The 19771-nt window shown below is 43.5% G+C and carries 20 protein-coding genes, 1 tRNA gene, 1 CRISPR repeat array and 1 other annotated feature; of the genes, 13 read left to right on the top strand and 8 right to left on the bottom strand.

The window, feature by feature from the left end; translation table 11 throughout:
• Nucleotides 1-6 precede the first annotated feature (6 nt).
• From rplK to rplL, 4 genes are all read left to right on the top strand, one after another.
• The gene (gene rplK / locus V7L01_RS25365) at nucleotides 7-432 is read left to right on the top strand and encodes a 50S ribosomal protein L11 (protein ID WP_100898684.1); all 426 of its coding nucleotides are present in this window, start codon (nucleotides 7-9) and stop codon (nucleotides 430-432) included.
• Between the two features lie 113 nt (nucleotides 433-545).
• The gene (gene rplA, locus V7L01_RS25360) at nucleotides 546-1259 is read left to right on the top strand and encodes a 50S ribosomal protein L1 (RefSeq protein WP_335039653.1); all 714 of its coding nucleotides are present in this window, start codon (nucleotides 546-548) and stop codon (nucleotides 1257-1259) included.
• 63 nt (nucleotides 1260-1322) lie between these two features.
• Nucleotides 1323-1491: a sequence feature (ribosomal protein L10 leader region), on the top strand.
• A 63-nt stretch (nucleotides 1492-1554) separates the two neighbouring features.
• Nucleotides 1555-2169, top strand: a complete 615-nt coding sequence (gene rplJ, locus V7L01_RS25355) for a 50S ribosomal protein L10 (RefSeq protein WP_335039650.1) — start codon at nucleotides 1555-1557, stop codon at nucleotides 2167-2169.
• 93 nt (nucleotides 2170-2262) lie between these two features.
• Nucleotides 2263-2652: a 50S ribosomal protein L7/L12 gene (rplL, locus tag V7L01_RS25350; protein ID WP_335039648.1), complete on the top strand. Its 390-nt coding sequence runs from the start codon at nucleotides 2263-2265 to the stop codon at nucleotides 2650-2652.
• Between the two features lie 292 nt (nucleotides 2653-2944).
• Here the strand turns inward: rplL and V7L01_RS25345 are convergent, their stop codons facing one another.
• Together V7L01_RS25345 and V7L01_RS25340 are read right to left on the bottom strand one after the other, a co-directional pair.
• Nucleotides 2945-4012 carry a putative CRISPR-associated protein gene (locus V7L01_RS25345; protein WP_335039647.1) on the bottom strand — a complete coding sequence of 356 codons (1068 nt, stop codon included), beginning with the start codon at nucleotides 4010-4012 and terminating at the stop codon, nucleotides 2945-2947.
• A gap of 465 nt (nucleotides 4013-4477) precedes the next feature.
• The gene (locus tag V7L01_RS25340) at nucleotides 4478-4624 is read right to left on the bottom strand and encodes a hypothetical protein (protein ID WP_335039646.1); all 147 of its coding nucleotides are present in this window, start codon (nucleotides 4622-4624) and stop codon (nucleotides 4478-4480) included.
• Here V7L01_RS25340 and V7L01_RS25335 point away from each other — a divergent pair.
• The 6 genes from V7L01_RS25335 to V7L01_RS25310 all read left to right on the top strand — a co-directional run bounded on the left by V7L01_RS25335 (nucleotide 4611) and on the right by V7L01_RS25310 (nucleotide 11712).
• Nucleotides 4611-6206, top strand: coding sequence for a Cas10/Cmr2 second palm domain-containing protein (locus V7L01_RS25335; protein ID WP_335039644.1), 1596 nt, complete (start codon nucleotides 4611-4613; stop codon nucleotides 6204-6206). The genes V7L01_RS25340 and V7L01_RS25335 overlap by 14 nt on opposite strands.
• A gap of 150 nt (nucleotides 6207-6356) precedes the next feature.
• A complete protein-coding gene (locus tag V7L01_RS25330; protein WP_335039642.1) occupies nucleotides 6357-7364 on the top strand; it encodes a type III-B CRISPR module-associated Cmr3 family protein in 1008 nt (335 codons plus the stop codon).
• Between the two features lie 364 nt (nucleotides 7365-7728).
• Nucleotides 7729-8541 (top strand): RAMP superfamily CRISPR-associated protein, encoded by an 813-nt coding sequence (locus V7L01_RS25325; protein WP_335039640.1) that lies wholly within the window; start codon nucleotides 7729-7731, stop codon nucleotides 8539-8541.
• Entirely contained in the window at nucleotides 8541-8933 is a 393-nt protein-coding gene (locus tag V7L01_RS25320) for a hypothetical protein (RefSeq protein ID WP_335039638.1), read from the top strand. The genes V7L01_RS25325 and V7L01_RS25320 overlap by 1 nt, the downstream gene beginning before the upstream one ends.
• A 104-nt stretch (nucleotides 8934-9037) precedes the next feature.
• A complete protein-coding gene (locus V7L01_RS25315) occupies nucleotides 9038-9247 on the top strand; it encodes a hypothetical protein (RefSeq protein ID WP_335039637.1) in 210 nt (69 codons plus the stop codon).
• 59 nt (nucleotides 9248-9306) lie between these two features.
• A CRISPR array of direct repeats spans nucleotides 9307-9707; the repeat unit is 38 nt; unit sequence AGTTTCCAACAAAGCGACGTTACCCTGTCGCGGGGAAT.
• Nucleotides 9708-10005: 298 nt separating this feature from the next.
• Complete coding sequence (locus V7L01_RS25310; protein WP_335039634.1) at nucleotides 10006-11712, top strand: RAMP superfamily protein; 1707 nt, start codon at nucleotides 10006-10008, stop codon at nucleotides 11710-11712.
• On the opposite strand, the gene V7L01_RS25305 is transcribed toward V7L01_RS25310, so the two are convergent.
• The 3 genes from V7L01_RS25305 to V7L01_RS25295 all read right to left on the bottom strand — a co-directional run bounded on the left by V7L01_RS25305 (nucleotide 11703) and on the right by V7L01_RS25295 (nucleotide 13453).
• Nucleotides 11703-11775: transfer RNA gene (locus V7L01_RS25305), tRNA-Ala, on the bottom strand. The genes V7L01_RS25310 and V7L01_RS25305 overlap by 10 nt on opposite strands.
• 65 nt (nucleotides 11776-11840) lie before the next feature.
• Nucleotides 11841-12569: an HAD family hydrolase gene (locus tag V7L01_RS25300; protein ID WP_335039632.1), complete on the bottom strand. Its 729-nt coding sequence runs from the start codon at nucleotides 12567-12569 to the stop codon at nucleotides 11841-11843.
• Nucleotides 12566-13453 carry a class I SAM-dependent methyltransferase gene (locus V7L01_RS25295; protein ID WP_335039630.1) on the bottom strand — a complete coding sequence of 296 codons (888 nt, stop codon included), beginning with the start codon at nucleotides 13451-13453 and terminating at the stop codon, nucleotides 12566-12568. The genes V7L01_RS25300 and V7L01_RS25295 overlap by 4 nt, the downstream gene beginning before the upstream one ends.
• Nucleotides 13454-13771: 318 nt before the next feature.
• On the opposite strand from V7L01_RS25295, the gene V7L01_RS25290 reads away from it, so the two are divergent.
• Both V7L01_RS25290 and V7L01_RS25285 read left to right on the top strand, forming a co-directional pair.
• The gene (locus V7L01_RS25290; protein ID WP_335039628.1) at nucleotides 13772-14953 is read left to right on the top strand and encodes an RtcB family protein; all 1182 of its coding nucleotides are present in this window, start codon (nucleotides 13772-13774) and stop codon (nucleotides 14951-14953) included.
• A gap of 87 nt (nucleotides 14954-15040) precedes the next feature.
• Nucleotides 15041-15925 carry an ATP-grasp domain-containing protein gene (locus tag V7L01_RS25285; RefSeq protein WP_335039626.1) on the top strand — a complete coding sequence of 295 codons (885 nt, stop codon included), beginning with the start codon at nucleotides 15041-15043 and terminating at the stop codon, nucleotides 15923-15925.
• A gap of 65 nt (nucleotides 15926-15990) precedes the next feature.
• Here the strand turns inward: V7L01_RS25285 and V7L01_RS25280 are convergent, their stop codons facing one another.
• Together V7L01_RS25280 and V7L01_RS25275 are read right to left on the bottom strand one after the other, a co-directional pair.
• Nucleotides 15991-16881 carry an Rpn family recombination-promoting nuclease/putative transposase gene (locus V7L01_RS25280; protein ID WP_335039625.1) on the bottom strand — a complete coding sequence of 297 codons (891 nt, stop codon included), beginning with the start codon at nucleotides 16879-16881 and terminating at the stop codon, nucleotides 15991-15993.
• Nucleotides 16882-17042: 161 nt separating this feature from the next.
• Nucleotides 17043-18338 (bottom strand): dihydrolipoamide acetyltransferase family protein, encoded by a 1296-nt coding sequence (locus tag V7L01_RS25275; protein WP_335039623.1) that lies wholly within the window; start codon nucleotides 18336-18338, stop codon nucleotides 17043-17045.
• Nucleotides 18339-18750: 412 nt separating this feature from the next.
• On the opposite strand from V7L01_RS25275, the gene V7L01_RS25270 reads away from it, so the two are divergent.
• On the top strand, nucleotides 18751-19272 hold the full coding sequence (locus V7L01_RS25270) for a hypothetical protein (protein WP_335039621.1): 522 nt from the start codon (nucleotides 18751-18753) through the stop codon (nucleotides 19270-19272).
• 48 nt (nucleotides 19273-19320) lie between these two features.
• Here the strand turns inward: V7L01_RS25270 and V7L01_RS25265 are convergent, their stop codons facing one another.
• Entirely contained in the window at nucleotides 19321-19770 is a 450-nt protein-coding gene (locus V7L01_RS25265; RefSeq protein WP_069072569.1) for a YlqD family protein, read from the bottom strand.
• Nucleotide 19771: the final 1 nt, after the last annotated feature.

Genomic DNA, 19771 nt, shown 5'->3' with positions numbered 1-19771 from the left:
ATACAAATGGCGAAGAAAGTAGTGGCGGTCATTAAACTGGCCCTGAATGCTGGAAAAGCCAATCCAGCACCGCCAGTCGGGCCCGCCTTGGGTCAACATGGCGTTAACATCATGATGTTCTGCAAAGAGTACAACGCCAAAACAGCAGACCAAGCTGGAATGGTAATACCTGTAGAAATTTCGGTTTTTGAAGACCGGAGTTTTACATTTGTACTCAAGACGCCACCAGCATCAGTGCTGATTCGGAAGGCGGCGAAAGTTGAAAAAGGCTCGAACGAACCCAACAAAAAGAAGGTTGGGTCAATTAGCAAAGCCCAATTGCAAGAAATAGCTCAAACGAAACTCCCCGATCTTAACGCCAACGACATAGACGCGGCAATGAAGATTGTGGCAGGAACGGCTAAAAATATGGGTGTAACAATCACGGATTAGTCATTGGTCATTGGTCATTAGTCATTGGTAAATGACAAAGGACAAATGACAAAGGACAAATAACAAATTATCGGGGGAGAGGCGAGGCTTCGGAATTACCCCAGGAGAACAAAATGCCAAAAATATCGCGTCGTTTGCAAGGACTGCAAGCAAAAGTAGAAGATAAGGACTATCAACCTTTAGAGGCTTTAGCCCTTCTCAAAGACACAGCAACAGCTAAATTTGCTGAAGCTGCGGAAGCACATATCCGGTTAGGAATTGACCCTAAGTATACAGACCAACAGTTGCGGACAACGGTAGCACTGCCCAAAGGTACAGGACAAATCGTTCGGGTGGCGGTGATAGCTAGAGGCGAAAAGGTCAACGAAGCAAGCAACGCTGGTGCTGATATAGTAGGTTCAGAAGAACTTATTGACGAAATCCAGAAAGGTAGAATGGATTTTGACAAGCTGATTGCCACACCCGATGTGATGCCACAGGTGGCAAAACTAGGTAAGTTGCTTGGGCCGCGTGGTTTAATGCCATCGCCCAAAGGTGGAACCGTAACATTTGATTTAGGAAGTGCGATCGCAGAATTCAAAGCTGGTAAATTAGAATTCCGAGCCGATCGAACTGGTATTGTCCATGTTATGTTTGGTAAGGCAACCTTCTCGCCTGAAGATTTGTTAGTCAACCTGAAGGCATTACAAGAGACGATTGACCGTAACCGTCCTTCAGGGGCTAAAGGTCGTTATTGGCGCACATTTTATGTGTCAGCCACAATGGGGCCATCGATTAAAATTGATGTCACCGCCCTACGAGATTTGAAACTGAGCGAAGCTGGTTAATTTTTAGTCATTAGTCCTTAGTCATTAGTTATTTGTAAAGGCAAAGGACAAATGACAAATTACAAAATTAAATAGGCAAAGCCGGAGACAGCAGGTGCTAAAAGCTTAAATATCCTGCCGAGGTTAAAACTCTAATAGTCAGAATTACCACCCATCAAGGTGTGATAACTATGGCGTCAAGAGTCTTAATACTCGACCCCGGCTAGATTAGCTGGGGTTTGTTGTTTGGGTTCAGGTTTAGAAAAAACGTACAAGTAGGGCACTTCACCGATTATTTTAAGGAGGTGAGATTGGAATGGGTAGAACACTAGAAAATAAAAAAGAGATAGTAGCTGACCTCAAAGAAACTTTGAGTCAGTCAACTCTGGCACTGGTAATTGACTATCAGGGGCTAACAGTTTCTGAAATCACAGACTTACGGCGGCGGCTGCGTCCTAGCGGCACCGTTTGTAAGGTGACGAAGAACACTCTAATGGGTATTGCCATTAAAGATGATGAAAAATGGCAGCCTTTGTCGGAATTGCTCAACGGTTCTTCCGCCTTTTTGCTGGTAAAAGAAGATTTTTCATCGGCAATTAAGGCATACCAAGAATTCCAAAAAGTCAGCAAGAAGACAGAACTTCGCGGTGGTGTACTGGAAGGTCGCCTACTCAAAGAACCTGATGTCAAGGTACTGGGAGACTTGCCATCTAAGGAACAACTCATTGCCCAAATTGCTGGGGCTATCAACGCCTTGGCTACCAAGATTGCTGTGGGTATCAACGAAGTTCCTGGTTCATTGGCTCGTGCTTTGCAGGCTGTGGCCGACCAAGAGCAAAGTGGTGGTAGCACCGAAACTGCTGCTGTTCAAGATAGCAGTACCGAAGCCGCTACTGAAGCTGATAGCAGCGCAGAAACTGCTGCTGAATAGACTTCGTGGTTCATCAGTCAAAAGTCAAAAGTCTATAGTTAAAGACTAATGACTAATGACTAATAAATAATCAAAATTACAGGAGTTATATCAATGTCTGCTACAACCGATCAAATTTTAGAACAACTAAAAACCCTTTCTTTGTTGGAAGCTTCTGAGTTAGTTAAGCAAATTGAAGAAGCTTTTGGCGTGAGTGCTGCTGCACCCGTTGGCGTAGCGTTCGCAGGCCCTGGTGCTGCTGCTGCTCCTACTGAAGAAGCTGTTGAGCAAACCGAGTTTGAAGTGATCCTTGAATCAGTCCCAGCTGATAAGAAGATTGCCGTACTGAAGATTGTCCGGGAATTGACCGGTTTGGGTCTGAAAGAAGCGAAAGACTTGGTAGAAGCTGCGCCCAAGGCAGTTAAAGAAGGTATTGCTAAGGATGCTGCTGAAGATGCTAAGAAGCGCATCGAAGAAGCTGGCGGTAAGGTGACTGTTAAGTAGTCACAATTCTATTACCAGTTTTTTATTAAGGAGCCTAAGTTAGGCTCCTTTTTTTTATTCCGGTTTTTGTAAAAATAATAGAAATACTATATTAATCAATACGGTTCAGTTAAGGCTAAAACTCTTTGTGAAAGTCAATTTTTTAACGAACCGCAAAGGGCGCAAAGGGCGCAAAGAAAAGGAAGAAATGCTTAACTGAATTAATATTGTTTATAACTAACTTGCAGTTTTTAGATTCAAAGAGAATCTCGCTTAATTACATCAATATTATTGGAGCGATCGCAGTAAATTATTAAGCATCCAGTAGCGGACGGATAAAATCGCATACTTTTAATGTTTGAACTTGTCCCCGTGCTGTAGTCTGAACCGTAATGTTAACTGCTTTTTGATTATCTGCCCACAACAGGCGAATCGAACCATCATCATTCACACTTTTGATGCGTCGCATTGTGGTGTTTTCAAAATGACCACCAATAACAGATTCTACAAAAGCGAGTTGAGCAAGGTTTTCGGCAAATTTTAAAGTTCCTTGCGGATAATGATGTTTAACACTTTTAACAGAACTGCTGATTTTTTCTGAGATTGGAATTTCTGAAACAGAAGGTTCTGCTACTATTTCTGCTGCTTGTTGTTGTTGGATAACTCGTCGCCAGAGAATCTCACCTGCTGGGGAAAGGAAGATATAATTATCAACGTCAGGCGGTAACAGCATTCCAAGAATCCGCTCTCGATCTGGAATGGCTTTTAGCCGTTGTTCTAGTTCTAATTGAGTGCGATAGTCAGATGTTATCCACTTAAAAAATGGTTCATATTCCAGTAAAAAGTCAATGTTCCAGGTAATCGGTAAAACTGGGAAGTTAATCGGTTGACTAAAGTCTTGATAGATGTATTTAACCGGAACTTGGAAAATCATACCCACCATTGTAGTGTAAGCAATTTCTGCTTTAAATCCGCCAGTGGCATTGATAATTACTTCTCGTCCTTGGTTTGTAGCTTTAGTAATTTCATCCACTAAAATGTTGACTAATTCCCGCAAGCCGTGGCGTTCAAACTGAGCTTCATTTTGCTCTAAGGGTAATTGAACTAAGCGAATAAATTTCCAATTTTGATTTTGTAAATATTGTTGGACGATTTTGGCGCAACGTTCTCCTTCTATTGTGGTGGTGTATAGCAGAACAATTTCATCATCTTTTTCGGCGATTTTCAGCAAGGAATTAGTTTCGGCTGAGGCTTTAGCTGCTCCGACTTGCTCAAAGAAATGCCGCAGTTCTTCATCTGTAACTGATGCGGCTTTTTTGTTGAGTTCACGGGCGGTGTTAGTTAGCAGAGATGTGCCTGTTGTTGTGAGGATTGTACGCATTTATTAAATAAGTTGTGATAGTTATTTGAAGCCTTAGCGATTGGAAATCATGGCTACACAAGCAAAACCCGCCTACGCGGGTTCAAATAAGTCTACCTGCGCGGACTTTTTTATGTTGCTGAATTATTCTGGTGTTGTCAACAAGGTGACTTTACCTGTCGGGTCGTATGGACAGATGGGCGACGGCACGACATTTGTGTTTCCAACAAAGCGACTTTACCCTGTCGCAAGGGCATTGGCAAAATGCATACTGACTACGTGTACTTTCAAAGGTTTCCAACAAAGCGACTTTGCCCTGTCGCAAGGGGCTAGCTTCTGCAAGGCTTGCTCGAAGCCAAGTCTACAGCCATTTTTTGTGAGATGCAAATTTTGCGGCAAATAACTACAATTAATTCTTAATAAATTACCAGCTATGAAGCTTAAAACCTATACCAGAATAGCCATTTGCGGGATAGAAGGAGGTTCTCAGGGTTTTAGCGATCGCACCCTCAAAAGAAAATACCGAATTTTTGCCTTTTGAATTGCTTGGAATTCCCTACTTCCACCACCTGTTAAAGTATAAATTGCTCCGAATATTCCAGCCGCAATAACCCCAGCAATGAAAGACAGCATTTATACTGCTATCACTTTTGCACCCGTTCAAGGATTCATTGAAAAATCCCGCAAACTGCGAGACTTATACGGCAGTTCATTTATCCTTTCCTACTTATCCAGTGCGGTGTGCAAAGCTGCCGAAAAAGAAGGTTATCAGGTTGTCTCGCCAGCCATTATCAATGTTGTACAAGGCACTCCCAACCAGATAATCATACTAGGTGATTTCGATCGCAAACAGGCATCGGCTACATTTAACTATGCCTGGAAAATGCTTACCCGCACTTGTCAGCAGTGGATTGTAGACCAAATTAAACAAGAGTATCAATGGCGGCAAGACTGGGAATTGTGGACAAATCACGCTTGGGAATTCTTTTGGCAGCAAGGTAATAGCATTGGCAATGTCAGGCGAAAGCTGAACAATATTAAACGATCGCGCAATTGGATTGGCATCAACTGGCAAGGTGAAAGTTCTACTCTATCTGGTGCAGATGCGATCGCCTGGTTTGGCATGGGACGCGATCGCAATCCAAAGGAACGCAATTTAACATTAGAAAGTCAACAAATCCGTTCTTTTTACACTCAATTGCGTCAGCTAACACCCTTGGGTGAAGCCTTTGTTGATGAAAACGAGCAATTAAGCATTCCCGAACTGATAAAGCGGCTGATTACTTATGATGTCATCGCCAATAAACTCAACCTTCCATCTAATCAACTCCCCAGTGTGGAAATTCCCAAAACCTTCCGCGACCTCAACCGCTTGGGAGAAAAACGCTGGACGGGCTGGTTTCAAGGCGACGGTGACAGCATCGGCAAATACTTGACAAAATTTTCATCTTCTGAAAGTGAAGCAGAGATTCTTAATCAATTTAGTCAGGCAATGCTGAACTGGGGGGAGAACTACCTGAAACCTTCTGTAAAAGAAGGTTTAGGTCGAGTTATCTATGCAGGCGGCGATGATTTTTTGGGAGTATTTTATCGCAATCCCCCAGAACCAGAATTAACTGCCCCAGAATGCCTGGGTTGGTTCTACCGTTTTCAGAAAGTGTGGCGTAGACATGGAATAGAAGAAATCACAGTCAGCATCGGCTTTGTTTGGGCAGGATATGGAGTGCCACAACGAGATGTATTGCAACATTGCCGGGAAGCGGAGAAATCAGCAAAGAATCATGGACGCGATCGCATTGCCTTGCGAATCCTGTTCAATGGTGGTAACTGGATGGAATGGGTTTGCCCTTGGTGGTTTCTGGAAGATGTTTTAGAGAGTTATGGCGATCGCAACCAGGGGAAAAATTGGACGCATATATATAATGATGTCGCCGTGCTGAAATCGCGTCACGCCTTCGAGGGAAATCAATCAGAAGTAGCTTTAGCAATGTTTGAGGTTTACTTTGGTGAAGATAATCGCGCCACTTTGGAGAAACACTTGTGGGACTGTGATGGCAAAACTGGGATTTTGGGAAATCGTCAGGAAGACTGTAAAGACAAGCATCAAAGTCTCAACGAGTGGATTATTAACCTTGCTAAAGTTGGGTTTCATCTGATGTCAGGGTATAACAGAGACCTAACCCCCAACCCCTTCCCTATGAGGGAAGGGGAGTAAGATTCAAAGCTTCTCTCCTTTTAGGAGAGTCAAATCTGAAAAGTTCATAGTTCATTAATTCCTTGGAGTAAGATTCAAAGCCTCTCTCCTTTTAGGAGAGAGGTTTGGAGAGAGGTCAAAGTCTATTGCATACAAACGAGCGATCGCTATATGTTCCAATATCTAATTATTATTGAACCTCTGGGATTGCTGTATGGCAGTGCAGGTAGGTTCCTTTCACCAGAGAATTTAGTTGGGCGTTCTGGTATCAGCTTTCCCCCCAGTGCTGCTACAGTATCGGGGTTATATGCTGCCAGTTTAGACGAACAAGCGATCGCTTCTCTGAAAATCGCTGGGCCTTTTTGGGCGTTTAGTCAGCAACCAGAAAATTTTTACGTCCCCATACCCTTTAGTTCTTTGGTGAAACAGGGGGAAATACACCAATTGCGTTGGTATTCTGAAACACAGGAATGGCTAACAGAAACAGGTGAATCGGTAAGCGGCAAGTTTGACAAGGGAAATCACTGGATTGCGCTTAATACTTGGTGTAAACCGGAAAAAGTACATCAAGATCCTTGGGAATTCTTGCCGCACTTGCATCCGAGAATGGAACTGAATCAGCGCAAAGTTGATACAGACAGCACCCAAGGCAGTCTCTTTTTAGAAAACGCCGTGCAGATGCATCCTGAAGCCTGCTTAATCTACCTCAGTAACATACCTTTAGCTGATGGCTGGTATCGCTTCGGTGGTGAGGGACATATAGTAGATGTGCATTGTCAGGAAATTGCCGAATCAACTCAACAGTTGTTAAATCAACCACTCGGCAAACACTTCGCCCTGATAACCCCCGCAGTTTGGGGTTCCAATCGTCTTTCTTACCGAGAACCAATGATTTATGAGGATAACAACTGGAAACCCACTTGGCAGATAGAAGCTTTTCTCACGGAACGCCCTACACCTTTTCGGTATCGGCTAGGCGGTAAGGGCAAAAATAAACGCCTCTCTCGCGGACGTTACGCCGTTCCTTCTGGTAGTGTCTACGTTCTCAAAGAACCACTGCATCAACCTTGGCATCAATGGTCAGAATCTTGGTTTCCCACAGAAGGCTATTCATTCAAACGCTGGGGATGCGGTTTGGCACTTCCTTTACTTCCTGACTTTTCACAGCGCGAAACCTAACCCCCAATTCAAAGCCTCTCCTCTAAAAGGCTACGGTGTACACACAAGTCCTATTACCCCCCTTAATCCCCCCTTATAAAGGGGGGAAACAAGAAATCAATCTAGTTCTCTCCCCTAAGGGGGGAAACAAGAAATCAATCTAGTTCCCTCCCCTAAGGGGGGAAACAAGAAATCAATCTAGTTCTCTCCCCTAAGGGGGGAAACAAGAAATCAATCTAGTTCCCTCCCCTTTATAAGGGGAGGGTTAGGGTGGGGTAAAACCGTGGTTAATCAGCTATTTCAGACTGATGTGTACACCGTAGCCCTAAAAGCGGAGAGGAATGGAAGTGAGGTTATCCAAAGTCATCAAATAGGATTTAAATGAATGTATCACAAAGCCTACGGCATCATCGAAACTTTAGCACCCCTGCATGTGGGCGCTAGTGCAGGAGAAGAAACAGGCAACCTCAATCTCATCTTTCGAGATCAGTTTACCCAAACAGGGATTGTTCCTGGTAGTTCAGTTCGCGGTCGCTTCCGTGCCGATATGCGTGCTAACGAAGAAAGTCTAGAAGCCAAATGGTATGGACATCATGTTGTCGAAGGGCGAGAAGACGGCGGCACTACTGAAGCACTGGTAAAGTTTGAATATGCCTCCTTAGTGTGGTTGCCAGTGTTTTGTCCCGGTCAACCCGTTGTCTGGATTACTTGTCCCAGATTATTAAAAAGATACAAAATGATTGCGGGAATTTCGGCAGAACTTCCGGCTGCTTACACTGCACCGAAAACTCTCCAAGGGAGACAGGTAGGAGTTAATCGCAAAATCCTATTTTTCAACTTGGGATTTATGGAGATAGAACAATCAGCCGATTTATCACAATGGATACCAATCGGTGCTGACTTACCAGCATCTAACCTTGTGGTGGTGGGAGATAACGATATTGCGATTCTGCACGACATGGCACTCTATCGCCAAAGTCGAGTTGCACTGGAAGATGCACAGAAAAAGGTGAAAAAGGGAGCGTTTTTTGATGTGGAAGCTTTGCCAGAAGGTAGCGTTTTAGTGTTTCCCGTCGCTTTGAAGCAAAAGGGGTGGAAACCTTTTGGTAATTCTGCATCCAGCGAACTGTATTTTGGCGGTTTGGAATCAATCGGGTTTGGTCGTTGTCGTGTCACCTTGGGAGGAGATTATCTATAATGGCTTGGCATTCTTACGGTTTAGATCGAGAAGCGCAAAAGCTAGTTTTAGCTGCAAAACTGCGCGATAAAAATTCTCTCAACCAGTCGTATAAAATGCGAATGGCTGTTGCTTACGGACTGGAACGCTTTTGGGGTGAGCATTTACGCCTTCAGAAAAAGGAGCCGAACAAGTCCCAATATTGGCAAGAAACTTGGGATGTTCTAGATAGGATTATGCAGCAGGCTGGTGTAACGTTGCCGAACGATCGAGTTAACGCGGATGATGTGAAGGCGGTGCAGGCGATGAGTGAGAAATTGTGGCAGATGGAGTTAGCAGATCAGCGTGTGGCTTTGGCGGTGTTGATTTCGCTGTGTGATTGCATTGTCTGGTGGACGCAGAGGCATAAGTGAACGAGAAAGCAGGGGGAGCAGGGGAGGCAGGGGAGGCAGGGGAGGCAAACCCCATAAATAAATTTAGTTGCTCTCAAATAAGTTAATTTTTGCAAGTCGATGCAATGGCATTACAAGTCGATGCAATGGCATTGTTAGTCGATGCAATGGCATTACAAGTCGATGCAATGGCATTGCAAGTCGATGCAATGGCATTGCAAGTCGATGCAATGGCATTGCAAGTCGATGCAATGGCATTGCAAGTCGATGCAATGGCATTGCAAGTCGATGCAATGGCATTACAAGTCGATGCAATGACATTGCAAGTCGATTGATAACCACTATAAAACCGTCAGGGATGTTTGGCACTATTCGCTGACGGTTATTTGTTTTGTTATTTCAACAAAGCGACGTTACCCTGTCGCGGGGAATGATTCAGGCGATGGGCGCTGGGAAAAAGGGGATGAGTTTCCAACAAAGCGACGTTACCCTGTCGCGGGGAATTTGGTGGGGAATAGTGAAGAAGTTATCAGGGAACAGTTTCCAACAAAGCGACGTTACCCTGTCGCGGGGAATAAGGCAGGTGATGAAGTAGAGCTAGACGTACTCAAAGTTTCCAACAAAGCGACGTTACCCTGTCGCGGGGAATTTTTTGGAGTAGGCGTATCTCCAAGCGGCGTTCTTTGTTTCCAACAAAGCGACGTTACCCTGTCGCGGGGAATTCTTGACATATAAAGCCAAAATTCTTTTTCACTGAAGTTTCCAACAAAGCGACGTTACCCTGTCGCGGGGAATGGCGGGGTTTTGAAACCCATACACACAATAGCATCCAGAGATGATTTGCGCGAATTGCAAATTATGTTGCCACAACTCGACGACAATATCCAAATAAAATCGCTGAAACCCTGACTGGACAAATAGCGCGGATCGCAACGAGAGAATCAGGGTTTTGAAGATTTGCCAGAATCCGCGCAAAATTATCATAGTGACAACAAAACCCCGACCTGGAAAACCCCTCTTCACACGCCTGCTAAAGTAGCAAATAATAACACCACACATCCTACTAGATATTCATCGGCTGAAAATCCCCTATATGCCCAACAACATCCCTGACGCAGCCAAAAAAGTCCCCTTAATGTTTCAAGCGCAAACCAAAGGGCGTTGCCAGATACAATATATAGATGACCAAGCCCGAAAGGAAAAGCGATCGCAACAGGCAGAACGTTGGGCTGAACAATGGATAGACAAAGCCTACCCCAATGCTCCGATATTTGGTGACGAGGTGCAAACTCGCTCTTACAGCATCAGTTGGCGCTTTGTTACCAATAGCGGACAGGATGATGGTGTGATTCGTCCGGTAATTGGTGCTAGAGGATGGCCTTTTTATCCTGGTAGCAGCATGAAAGGGATTTTTCGCCGCGCTTGCACAATCGAACAAGCACAACGCTACTGCGGCAAAGACATCAAAGCTGGAGACTTTCAGCCAGGAATTCTCCGCTTTCATGGCGGCTATCCCACCAGTGACACCTGGCAAGAAAACCTCGTTGATATTGTGCATCCGCAACAAGATTGGCAAGTCAAAGACGATAAAAAGTCAGCCGGTGCATTTGTGCAAATCTCGCTGTATAAACCAGAGTTAATATTTGGCATTTCCAGCACCATTCCCCTAGAGGCGAAAGAGTGGGAAACTATCTGGAACATCTGGGAAAAAGCACTTTCTACCGGAATTGGTTGTCGAGTTAGTGCAGGCTACGGACAACCGCAACAACACACAGGTGAAGTTATTTACCGCATTCAAATACAAGGGCAAGGTCAAGCCTCTAAACTGTTGAATGGTAGTGGTGAGTTTCGCCCGAATATATTTAAAGCTGCACTGCGGGGTCATGCTTTGCGAATCTTTGGCGGCTTAACTGATGCTGATACAGCTGAACGGTTAGTAGAAACTTTGTTTGGTGGCGTGCGTTCCCATCAAGAAAAGTTCGGTTTGTTGAGCATGACTTTCGGTGAAACAGATTTAGAACTAGAAGAATTTGGACAGCGTTCTTATATAACACCAACCTACAAAGTTAAAGGATATCTTACTTGGTTATTAACGCAAAACTTAGGCGATAGAGAACGCGAAGCCTTGCAGAAATTAGTCAAAGCATTAACTCGGTTTGCAATGCTGCTGGGTGGGTTTGGCAAATCTTGGCGACGAGCAGATCATCGGTTATTCTTACCAGAATACTATGAGCAAGAAGATCCAAAACCATTGATTGGTTGTCATTGGCAGTGGTTAGGAACAAAATCCTTAATCCAAGATGTGCGAGTCCGCAAGCTGGAACAAGTCAGCCAGTTTATTGAAGAAGTGCGTCAAGCTGCTGCCAATTGGATGCAGTTGCAAAACATTACTCCTGATGCTCATAATTATGCACCTTGGCGGGAAGCATGGCATCCAGAAACCGTGCAAGTTTGGGGACGTTTGGCTGATGAGGCTGAAGACTGTGAAGCGATTCGTTGGTTACATAGTCCCTACCGGGAAGCGATTCCCAGAGCGAAAATTACTGAAGGTTCTATCTATCGCTCATCCGTGACTGGTGAAGTTGGGCAAATTGGCAAACTTTGGCATCGAATGTACCCTGTTGTCAGATTACTTCAAGACCCAAAAAAACCGAATCAACCAATACCCAAAAAAACTAATCAATATTTAGAGCTTTTAACATTCTTTCCTGATGACTCTTATGAGTCAGAACAGTTTTTAGAGTTTCTCGAATCCCATCCGAAAAAGATATTACAGAAACTCTGGGGTAATGGAGAATAACGGATTTGAACCGATGGCCTCTGCGGTGCGATCGCAGCACTCTACCAACTGAGCTAATTCCCCTTAATCGGTGCAAAGTCAAGAGTAATATTACTCATTACCTCAATCCTCTATCACCATATAGTATTCTAACATTCAGTTGCCGATGGCTGAGGCTGTTTTTGAGAATAAACCTTCTGCACGCGTTCGAGTTCCAAATCACTGAGATAATCAACAGTCCAGTTACAGCAACGCTGGAGCATATGGAATGGGTAAGTATTCGCTACCCCAACAACTTGCATGTGCGATCGCTTCGCCGCTTCGATACCTGCTGGAGTATCTTCAATTGCCAGACACTCGTGTGGTTGAAGATTCAATTCTGGATATTCTTTATTCAGAAGTTTCACTGCCAGTAGATAACCGTCGGGTTCTGGTTTACTGGTGGTAATGTCATCACCCGCGACGATAATCTTAAAATGTTCGGCTAGTTTAGCTCGATGGAGTACCAATTCTATTTCTTGGCGAATAGCACCACTAACTAATCCTAGTTTCAGATTCCGCGATCGCACCTGAAATATTAAATCTTCTACGCCTGGATATAAAGGCAGTTTCTCGATTTTCTCTAGTTCCACCACATAGGCTTGGGCTTTGCGGTACAGCAACTGAGTTAAATAGCTTTCGTTACCGACTCTACCACGATTAGCGAGTAGTTGCCCAAAACAAGCGCGATCGCTGCGTCCTAAAGAAGCTTGACGCTCACTTACGCGTTGGGGTTGGAGATTTTCTTCAATCAGAATCTCATCTATCAGTTGCAGGTGGATTGGCTCATCGTTAATGATGACACCATTAAAATCAAAGAGAACTGCCTTTAAACTCATGCCCTTATGCCAAATGCTGGAGATCCAAGTCCCTCCAAATCATTATTATCTATTGATGTGGGAATATACTGACGGACATTTTCAGTTGCTATTGGTTTAACGCCACTAGTTACCTGATTTATCCACCATACATCGTGCGATCGTACAGCTTCAAATCCGGCTGCACCCATATTCGCCTCTACGCTACCAGCAGCATACTCACGAATATATGGCTCCTCAAAAACATCATTAAGCCATTCTAACTGACGCAGAGTCTTCTGATTCCCATCTAGAATTAATACTTGCCCTCCAGCTACCAGCAACCGGAAGCTTTCGCGCAGAATTGCTAGAGACACCGCATCTGGTGTTTCGTGGAATAGCAAAGAAGCTGTCACTAAGTCAAATGTTGCATCTCTAAAACCAGTTTTTTCTGCATTCCCGTGTCGCCAGACTATATCTAAACCAGCATTTCTAGCTTTATCTTCTGCCCTTACCAGCATATAGGGCGATAAATCCAAACCAATAACTTCCGCTTCGGGGAAAGCTTGCTTTAGCATTAAAGTAGTGGAACCTGTACCACAGCCTAAATCAAGTATGCGTCGTGGTTTTACCTTGACGGCATCAACTAAAGCCTGACGGACAATAGTTTCATTCGGTGGCACAACATATTGGGTAATTGGATCGTAACTAACTGCTGCACTGTAATTCAGATATCCGCCTGTAACACCGTGAAAATTTTGACTGCTGTAGTACGCCGGAATTATCACATCATCTCGTCGATAGCGATCGCACTCTTTCTTCCAGTCAATACTATCAGCGTAACGCTGTAAACCGTCTTCATCAATCAAAAGACGCACTACAGGGGATAAAAAACGTTCCCAGATTGTATCTTGACGCACTGCCATATTGTGTCAGAACTCTAAGGGGATATTTAAACAGAGTAATTTTCTTTACAAATTTTAATACATCTGGAAAACATCTGCTTTCTCTCTGTGGTGATAGGTTGACGCTTGTAACTTTTATTGTTACATTTGTAGTATATAAGTGTTACTCGTAAAAGTAGTTCTTCAGCTTCACGAAAATTGAGGGAGGCAAATGAAAGACAATACAAGATTTCAATTGCTACAACTAATTAAGTAATGGGTTATAAGGCATAGCGATAATTATCGCTGCCCTATACCCAATCCAAAATCTAAAATTTAAAATCCAAAATACAAAAAATTATGCCCTACGAAAAGTTAGAAATTACCACAGCAGCACCAGTTTTATCTTGGGCGAATCACTCTTTGGGCCCAGAAGAAACTAAGATGGCAAAGAATGTAGCATCGCTACCATTTGTATTTAAGCACGTCGCATTAATGCCAGATGTTCACTTAGGAAAAGGTGCCTTAGTGGGTTCTGTAATTGCAACCAAAGAGGCAATTATACCTGCGGCTGTGGGTGTGGATATTGGTTGTGGGATGAGCGCTATCAAAACAGCATTTACCGCCGAACAACTAGAAGGCAAACTGAAGAAAATCCGCCTGGATATTGAAGCAGCAATTCCTACTGGATTCAACGAAAACAAAGACATTGAAAAATCTGTCAGCAATTGGCAACACTGGGATGATTTTAAAGACTTGCATCGCGGCGTGCAAGACCTCCAAAGTAAAGCGATGAAACAGATGGGTTCTCTCGGTGGAGGAAACCATTTTATTGAAGTGTGCCTGGATACAGAGAATCAAGTTTGGCTGATGCTGCATTCTGGTTCGCGTAACATTGGTAATAAACTTGCCCAGTGTCATATTCACACAGCCAGAGAATTAGCAAAAATGGCTGCTAATAAATTGCCTGACCCTGATTTGGCTCATTTTGTCGCTGGTACGCCAGAATTTAAAGCATACTGGCATGATTTGCAATGGTCACAAAACTATGCGCGTGTCAACCGTGATGTGATGATGGCGCGTTTTAAGCACATAGTTGAGAAGCATTTGGTAGGTGGGAAAGCAACTAAACCTTTATTGCAGGTTAATTGTCATCACAATTATGCCGAAAAAGAAGTGCATTTTGATGAGGATGTATATGTTACTCGTAAGGGTGCAGTCCGCGCCCAGATTGAAGATTATGGGATTATTCCTGGTTCGATGGGGGCAAAGTCTTTCATCGTTAAGGGTAAAGGTAATGCCCATAGTTTTTGTTCTTGCTCTCACGGTGCAGGGCGTTTGATGTCAAGAAATAAGGCAAAAAATGTCTACACACTGGATGATTTGATAGAGCAAACAAATGGCGTAGAATGCCGCAAAGATGAGGGTGTGTTAGATGAGATTCCTGGTGCTTATAAGCCGATAGAACAAGTTATGGCAAATCAAGCTGATTTGGTTGAGGTTGTAGCAACACTCAAGCAAGTTCTTTGTGTTAAGGGATAAATTTATCGGGTGGGTAATGCCCACCTTTTTTATTTTTTTAAACGCGGAGGCACGCTGAGGTAAGCGCAGAGGTACGCTAAGGAAGAAATGATTGTTTTAAGTGAATCGACTGAACAAATAGAGCCATCTGCTAGCGCTAGCGAAAATAAATTGATGACTGAGGCTGCACAATTATTAGGGTGTAAAGTCTACCATATACCACGAGATTTTGAACGATGTGGTACAGCAGAAAATGCTCTATGGCACATTCCTAATTATCCTAAAGTAAATGCTGGTATCTGGATAGGATATATTCCTGAGTTTGAGCGTTACAAAGCCATATATTATGCAGCCTTGACTAAGGGAATAAAACTACTTAATACTCCTTTAGAACACCAGACAGCACTAGAGTTTGACCTATTTTACCCTTACTTAAAAGGATTGACACCTAACAGTTTGGTAATTACTTCAACAAACGAATGTATTGAGGCTGGTGAATTTTTGGGATTTCCTGTGTTTGTCAAAGGCGCAGTTCAATCTATAAAAATGCAAGGATGGAAATCTTGTGTAGCAAATAATCTGGAGGAATTAGTCAGACTGACAGAGTGGTTATTAAAACTTAAAGAGCGTTCACGAGGTAGAGTTATTGTTAGGAAATTAGTAAATTTATGGCATAATCGCCTAGCCCCAAATGGCTTTCCAATGGGAAGAGAATTTAGATGTTTTATTTATAATCAGCAGATTCTAAAATATGGATATTATTGGGATGGGCAAGATGACTTAAGCAAGTTATCAAAACAAGAAGAGACGCAAGTATTAAAGTTGGCAATCTTAGCCTCTGAACGTCTTGGTGTTCCTTATATAGCAATTGATATCGGGCAATTAGAAAGTGGAGAATGGATAGTGATAGAAACAGCCGATGCACAATTTGCTGGTCTGAGTAACATTCCTGCACTGGAATTGTGGAATAAATTGAAAGATATATGCTATTGACGGTTTCTTTAAATTTATTTAACAGATTAACAATCAAAAATATCATGCAAAAGTTAGAGCAAACTCTAGCTTTCTATTGTATTTAGCCAATTCATCAAATCAGCTTCACTGGCGAAATCTAGTAATACTTCACCCAAGTTTTCTAACTGAGCCAAGGACAACTCTTGCAACCGAGATTGTAACTGAGAATTAATTGAACCAAGCCGACGAGTTAATAGACGTATCACTAGCCTCAGTTCTGATTGTCTTCCTTGTTCAAGACCTTGTTCAAGACCTTGTTCAAGACCTTGTTCAATGCCTCGTTGTCTACCTTCTTGGAGTCCTTCTTCAAGAATTTCTTGATAAATGGCAGATTCTCTCATATCTTCTCTCCTTAAAAACTGACGAATTAGTTCTGGCTCGAATACCAACCCTGCTAGAAGTTGGGTACATACCGAGATGCTCTGCTTGGTGGCTTCTTCTTCAATCATACTCACCTGAACTGCTACCTGTTGAAGTAACCTTTGAGGAGAATCTGTTCGCGCCAAAGTTGCCAGAGGTAATAAACCAGGAGATAAGAGTAAGGGTTCTGGATCTTGTTCCCAAATTCGGATGACGCGGTAACGGTGGGTAGTATTGCGGGCAGTAAATCGATCTACAAAGACAGCTTCTGAAGTTGTCGGTTTAAGGAAAATCACTATCTGCTCGATATCACAATTGTATTGTCGATATAGCCGCACCCAATAGTCCAACATCCGCAGTGGCAAGGGTGGAGTCGATGCTGGTAAGGTTTGAAACTCTAAATGCAGTATTTGATTGGCAGTTTGCAAAAAGGTTACAGAATCGGCACGAATTGGTTCTTGATTTAATTCTGTTTTGAGAATCTGGATATCCGTTGTCTCAGATGCGAGTAAGTAGCGGATAAAATCTTCTGGATATTGCTCAACTAGATATTTTAGGGTGTTGTCGTATGTCACTGTGATATTAGTTTGGACATAAACTCATGTAGAGACGTGATATCGCTACATAGTTTGTCCATCAAAAATTTAGTTTAAGTATTGTTTGTTGTTAGCGCTACTCTACGAAAAAGTAATGTTCGCTGATAGCGCTAACATTTAAATTTGGTGTCTTTTCAAAATTACATTGTCAAAGATTGAGGGTTCGTCTCAATCAATTTTGCTAAATCTTGCAAGAACGCCGCAGCATGGGCACCATAAATAATGCGATGGTCAGAAGTAATATTTACTTGCATTTGTTGCCGCACGCCAAATAAACCGTCGGGTGTTGCTACCACTTGCGGACGCGATGCCCCGATCGCTAAAATCGAACCTTGTCCAGGCGGTAAAATCGCATCAAATTTATCTACGCCAAACATCCCCAAATTGGACAGGGTAAATGTACCACTGTTGTATTCTTGAGGCTGTAGTTGTTTTGCCCTGGCACGTTCTACCAAAGACTTCCAAGTTCGCGATAGAGAATATATATCCACTGCGTCTGCATTTTGCAGCACAGGTGTAATCAATCCGCCATCATCCATCGCTACTGCTACGGAAATGTTGATATCAGAATGATAAACAATACCCTGGTCTGAGTAACTAGCATTTAACAATGGGTGTTTTTGTAAAGTCACCGCTACAGCTTTCGCCAGTAGCGCTGTCATTGTCACGCCTTTGGATTTAATTTGTTTATAAAGTTTGTCTAATCCATCGGTGGTAATTGTATAACCGACACGGAAGACGGGGACGGATATGGTAGCTACCATGTTCCGCACTACGGCATTTTGGAAGGTAGTTAGAGGCACGGTTTGACCAGGAACAGCCGCTACTGCTGGCGCGGGTGCTGGTGTGCGAGGTGCTGGGGGTGCAACTGGGGCACTGGTTGGTACAGGTGCTGGTGGGGCAACTGGGGTGGGTTGCTTGCCTTTATTAGACAATGCTTCTACATCTTCAGCGACAATGCGACCGTGGGGGCCACTGCCTTGGAGTGTAGTTAAATCAACTTTGAGTTCTTTGGCTAACTTGCGGGCACGGGGTGAAGCGACAAGCCTTCCTTCTTTGTGGTTAGACCCGTTTTGAGACGCTAAGGCAGGTGTGGCAGCTAAGGCTGTGGCGGGGACTGGTTCTGGCGAAGAGGTAGTAGTAGGAGCCGCGCCGCCGGAATTGGCAAGAGATTTGGCCTGTTCAATTTCAGCTTCCGTTTCGGCGATGAAGGCGATCGCAGATCCTACCGGGGCAGTTTCACCAGCTTCAACTATGATATGGGCAAGAAAGCCTTCATAAAAGGTTTCTACATCCATATCTGCCTTATCTGACTCTACAACCACCACTGTTTCGCCTTTTTCCACTTTGTCCCCTGGCGATTTCACCCAGGTAACGATTTTGCCTTCCGTCATGGTGGAACTCAGCGCCGGCATAAATACTTCGTGAATGCTCATAGGGTGGTTTGGGAATCAATGGTTTATGGACTTTAACAGCTTTTGTCAGATCGAATTGTATCTTGAGAAAAGAATTTTAGGCTGGAGATTTTATATTTTAGGTTGGGGATTGGGCATTGGGCATGGGCATTAGTTCTTGGCTAATGACTAACCGATTGACTTTAGGAACCTAAATATGGGTTAGAGGTCTATAATACAGAGCTATCCTCAATGGTTAGCCAATATCTCGTTTTAATCGTTGACTTGGAAAAATCACCACGAGTTTCTCACGCATTAAATGGGATTGCTATTTATATTCCTCATAACCACTGCTTAAGGTACAGGAGCTTCTTACGGGTAGAGGATATGGAATGCAGTTCAATCTAGAATTCAAAATTGGTAATAAACCTATTTGAAATTCCTGTTTACTTTTATGTCGGCAAAGTTAAAATTCTTTTTGATTGTGATACTAAGTATCTTTGCCACTGCTGGCACTGGAGTTTATATTATCCAGCGTCAGCCATCTGCACCGATTATTGAGACTAGTGATGGGCAAACCCAGAAGGTGGCAGCAATGCATCAGTCTCAAGAGGTTGTGGCATACTCAGAGCGTTCCGATTATAAAACCATACCTTTAGCAAAGATCAACTCATCTCTCCAAGGTAGCGATCCTGCGACCCTCGCCCTGAATGCCTTTGACGATATAGCATTAGTGGGAGGAACGCGAAAGGTAGAGGTAGCTTATCCGCAACGAAATCAAGCCTTTGTGACGATTACGCAAATCAAGCGGGGTGATGATTCAGTTGGTATTAAATATCGAGTTGAAATGACAGCCTTCGGGCGATCGCTATTTATTAGCTCACCTCCAGTCTGGCAAATTGTTTGGGCTGGCTCCCAGGTGGAATGTTGGGCTGGAAGCCGCTCCCAGGCTAAGTTAAATCACATCTGTCATTAGTCATTGGTCATTGGTAACAAAACAAATGACTAATGACTAATGAAAAATTTAAATGTCGCCGCGAATTTCCTCTACAACGCCATCGCGCAGAACTATTTCGACCTGCATTTTACTAATTAGGTTATCTCCCGTTTCTACCCGGAAAAAGCCTTCCATTTGGAATTGGTTGACTTCCTGATCTTGCTGGAGAAACTGCACTTGCTGGAGGTTTTGCAGCAATTGATTTTTCTGCTCTAGGAATTCACTTTTCTTTTGATTGACTTGGAGTTGAATATTGTCAATTTGTTGAAGAGTCTGGGGGCCAGGTGGTTGCAGACTCTGCTTTTGAATTGCAGCGATCGCTCTTTGTCCTTCTACGTCTAGCTGTTGCAGTTGCTGATCGAGTTGATTGATCTGCGTTTGCAGCTGCTGTTGTACTTCCTCTTTCCACAGGGGAGTCACAATGACTTTGACGTTAACAACACGTTTCAGGAGCAAGTTAGATTTGGAGACATCCATA

The sequence above is a fragment of the Nostoc sp. genome, from assembly GCF_036917095.1.
GTDB lineage: Bacteria > Cyanobacteriota > Cyanobacteriia > Cyanobacteriales > Nostocaceae > Nostoc.
The sequence above is the reverse complement of the archived record's forward strand: the minus strand, read 5'-3'. Positions and strand labels throughout refer to the sequence as shown.

Excerpts from the sequence above, each read along its gene's own strand:
- V7L01_RS25310 (WP_335039634.1), top strand. The coding sequence starts at position 10,006 with ATGCCCAACAACATCCCTGACGCAGCCAAAAAAGTCCCCTTAATGTTT.
- V7L01_RS25265 (WP_069072569.1), bottom strand. The coding sequence starts at position 19,770 with ATGGATGTCTCCAAATCTAACTTGCTCCTGAAACGTGTTGTTAACGTC.
- V7L01_RS25315 (WP_335039637.1), top strand. The coding sequence starts at position 9,038 with ATGGCATTACAAGTCGATGCAATGGCATTGTTAGTCGATGCAATGGCA.
- rplA (WP_335039653.1), top strand. The coding sequence starts at position 546 with ATGCCAAAAATATCGCGTCGTTTGCAAGGACTGCAAGCAAAAGTAGAA.
- V7L01_RS25330 (WP_335039642.1), top strand. The coding sequence starts at position 6,357 with ATGTTCCAATATCTAATTATTATTGAACCTCTGGGATTGCTGTATGGC.
- V7L01_RS25290 (WP_335039628.1), top strand. The coding sequence starts at position 13,772 with ATGCCCTACGAAAAGTTAGAAATTACCACAGCAGCACCAGTTTTATCT.
- rplK (WP_100898684.1), top strand. The coding sequence starts at position 7 with ATGGCGAAGAAAGTAGTGGCGGTCATTAAACTGGCCCTGAATGCTGGA.
- V7L01_RS25275 (WP_335039623.1), bottom strand. The coding sequence starts at position 18,338 with ATGAGCATTCACGAAGTATTTATGCCGGCGCTGAGTTCCACCATGACG.
- V7L01_RS25295 (WP_335039630.1), bottom strand. The coding sequence starts at position 13,453 with ATGGCAGTGCGTCAAGATACAATCTGGGAACGTTTTTTATCCCCTGTA.
- V7L01_RS25285 (WP_335039626.1), top strand. The coding sequence starts at position 15,041 with ATGATTGTTTTAAGTGAATCGACTGAACAAATAGAGCCATCTGCTAGC.
- rplJ (WP_335039650.1), top strand. The coding sequence starts at position 1,555 with ATGGGTAGAACACTAGAAAATAAAAAAGAGATAGTAGCTGACCTCAAA.
- rplL (WP_335039648.1), top strand. The coding sequence starts at position 2,263 with ATGTCTGCTACAACCGATCAAATTTTAGAACAACTAAAAACCCTTTCT.
- V7L01_RS25340 (WP_335039646.1), bottom strand. The coding sequence starts at position 4,624 with ATGCTGTCTTTCATTGCTGGGGTTATTGCGGCTGGAATATTCGGAGCA.
- V7L01_RS25300 (WP_335039632.1), bottom strand. The coding sequence starts at position 12,569 with ATGAGTTTAAAGGCAGTTCTCTTTGATTTTAATGGTGTCATCATTAAC.
- V7L01_RS25270 (WP_335039621.1), top strand. The coding sequence starts at position 18,751 with ATGTCGGCAAAGTTAAAATTCTTTTTGATTGTGATACTAAGTATCTTT.
- V7L01_RS25335 (WP_335039644.1), top strand. The coding sequence starts at position 4,611 with ATGAAAGACAGCATTTATACTGCTATCACTTTTGCACCCGTTCAAGGA.
- V7L01_RS25345 (WP_335039647.1), bottom strand. The coding sequence starts at position 4,012 with ATGCGTACAATCCTCACAACAACAGGCACATCTCTGCTAACTAACACC.
- V7L01_RS25325 (WP_335039640.1), top strand. The coding sequence starts at position 7,729 with ATGTATCACAAAGCCTACGGCATCATCGAAACTTTAGCACCCCTGCAT.
- V7L01_RS25320 (WP_335039638.1), top strand. The coding sequence starts at position 8,541 with ATGGCTTGGCATTCTTACGGTTTAGATCGAGAAGCGCAAAAGCTAGTT.